Origin of the sequence: Campylobacter sp. BCW_4321 (genome assembly GCF_001763075.1) — a bacterium.
GTDB lineage: Bacteria > Campylobacterota > Campylobacteria > Campylobacterales > Campylobacteraceae > Campylobacter_D > Campylobacter_D jejuni.
This window is the reverse complement of sequence record NZ_MJYA01000023.1, coordinates 1-2,693: the sequence shown is the minus strand read 5'-3', so window position 1 is coordinate 2,693 and position 2,693 is coordinate 1. Positions and strand designations below refer to the sequence as shown.

At 25.8% G+C, this 2,693-nt stretch carries 2 protein-coding genes; both read left to right on the top strand.

Annotation, left to right across the window (positions count from 1 at the left end; translation table 11 throughout):
* A partial coding sequence (locus tag AJN58_RS04370) for a hypothetical protein (protein WP_261665675.1) occupies window positions 1–1,800 on the top strand: 1,800 nt, incomplete at its 5' end.
* Window positions 1,801–1,808: 8 nt separating this feature from the next.
* Complete coding sequence (locus tag AJN58_RS04365; protein ID WP_088306429.1) at window positions 1,809–2,570, top strand: hypothetical protein; 762 nt, start codon at window positions 1,809–1,811, stop codon at window positions 2,568–2,570.
* Window positions 2,571–2,693: the final 123 nt, after the last annotated feature.

The window sequence follows — 2,693 nt, the reverse complement described above, 5'->3', positions numbered from 1 at the left end:
TTAGATCAAGATAATACTATAAAACAAGATACACCTAGTTATTATTTTTCTCCTAAAGATGAAAGCAGTGGTTTAGGAAGACTTAGTATCTTTTATAAAAATGATGAACTTTGCTTGCTTAATTATTCTATTATAGAAAATTCTTTAAATATCAAATTAGAATGTTTAAGCAAACAAAGCTTAGAGTATAAAGACTTAATTTCAAACACTTTAAAAGAACAAAAAACCACACAAGTAGATAAAAAACAAGCTATAGCTAAACTTCATGCTCTTTTAGAAAATCAAAACCTAGAATGTATCCATGGAGGTAAAGTCATACTTAAATCAAACAAAGGAAAAACTTTTAAAGATGATGGTGTGCCTATTATGCTAGAAAGTGATTTATTAAACTCTAGTATAGTAGCTTGTCCTAATACTATAGCAGGTGTAAGTGTTCCTTGTACTAAAGTTGTTAATGTAAAAGGATCCTTATCTCAAAAGAAAGTCAATAATGAATATGTAATCTTACAAGAACTCATATCAGCTTGTATTAGTGATAAAGGTTTTCCTTTAAAAGTAAGCTTTACTCCTACTAAGTTTAAATTTGATCACAGCTTTAATCCTAAAGAGGGCTTAGGAGAACAAAGTAAAAATCAAATAGAGTTAAAAGAACCTATAATAAGACTTCATTATAAAAGTGATAGATTTCAAAAAGATAATTTACCTATCTATAATCTTTTAATCAATAATGAAAAAAAAGAACAAAATAAGGCTTTAAATGAATTTAATATAGATTTAAAAGATTTAAAAGATATAGAGGATATAAATATTCTTAATCAATTCAAACAAGACTTTAGTAAAGATTATGAATTTAAAGAATTAAATCTTAGCTTTGATACTAATTTAATCAAACTTTATTTTATTATCTCAAAAAACATTGCTAAAGTTTATAAAAGTGCTTATAAGGAATTTGAAAACAAAGATTTAGGAGTAGGGTATTTTACACAGCTACATGAGTATGATAAAATCATCAAAAATGCTTTAGAAGATAATAAAGAATTAAACGAATATCATTTTAGTTTTTTAGCTCCTGCAAAAATGCAAAATTTAAAACTTCAAATCGCACAAGGACTAGATGAAATCTTAGAAGATGAAGATAGAAAACAAGAGTTTTATGTTTGTAAATTTGTGGTGGTAAATGGGGTTAGTGAAAACAAAATAAAAGCAAAAAATAAAGATGTAAATATAAATAATGGCACAAAATACACAAACACTACAAAAAGCAATAATATAAGTTCTAGTGAAAACAATGCTCAAGAAATCATCCCTGATAATGTTATAAGAATACAAACACAAGATGGCAGTGGGGAGTTTATTGAGATAGTATTTCCTAGTCAATTAGAACTCAATGATAAACCTTTGGAAGATGTGAGTTATACATTTGTTCCGGCTTTAAGAGGTTTATATTCAATGTTTAAAATTACAAGTAGACTTAATAGTGGTTTAACGCGACAAGAAGTAGTGAAAATTATTGAAAAACTACAAAAAGGTAGCAGTGGGAATATTCGCCTTTTGAAAAATAAAAAAGAATTAGATGAACTGTGGCAAAAATTAATAAAAAATGCCACAAAGTTAGAAGAAAAATATATTCCTATAAAAAATCATAAAACAGGACAAATTACGCAAGAAAAATTTATAAGATATAAATTGAATGATGGAATTGATATTATATACAGAACAGGTTCTGGAAGTGGGGGAGAAACAATAAATATTTATGGCAAAAATCCAAAGCTCAATAAAACTATTCATATTAAACCATAGGAATAAAAGTGAAAAGAATAAAAGTAATATATGCAATGGGTAATCCTATTTTTTCTTATAAAGAAAAAGATGATATAGGATATAAAAGTTATGAAAATTTAAGTAAAGTATTAAATAATAAACCATATTTTTCTGAAATGGATTTACTTTTAGAATATTTAAGATACACAACAAAAACAGATATTCTCTTAGCATTTGAATATTTATTATTAAAACTTATTGATGATGAATTTTTTGCAAGACATGAAATAGATGCAAATATCATTCAATTTTATAATATTGATAGTCTTAACAACACTCCTTCTTTAAATACACCCAAACCTACCTATATAAGTGAATATATTAATATCTTGGGGCAACTTTTTCTAGCAGGTTATATAGATTTTGGATCTTATTGTGATGAAGATAGAAATAAAATAGATTATCCCTCAAACTTATCTTATTATAAAGAAGATAAATATCAAGCTTGGATATATTTTAGAGATAATTTTTTTTATAAAGAAAGATTTGAAAGAAATTTGAATGATGATATTATTGTAGATGGATGTAGCACAATGTTTTCTCCCACTTCTTGGGATACACCACAATATTGGTCACAATACAATATCTGGATAGCAACAACCCCAAAAGGCACAAAATACTTCCAAGAAATCTTAGCTCCTAAATTTTACAACAAATACAAAGATTTAGAAGTTGAGATTGATGATAAGGGCAATGTGCTTAGGTGGATAGGAGAGATTAATAGAGAGACAAAAAATATTAGCAAATAAAAAATGATATAATAATGCTTTATATAAGGAATCTTTTATGTTTATAAGTTCTAAAACAGAGTTAATTCAAACTATTAAAAATTTAACAATCAACAATAAAGAAGTTAAACAGATTGATTTTAT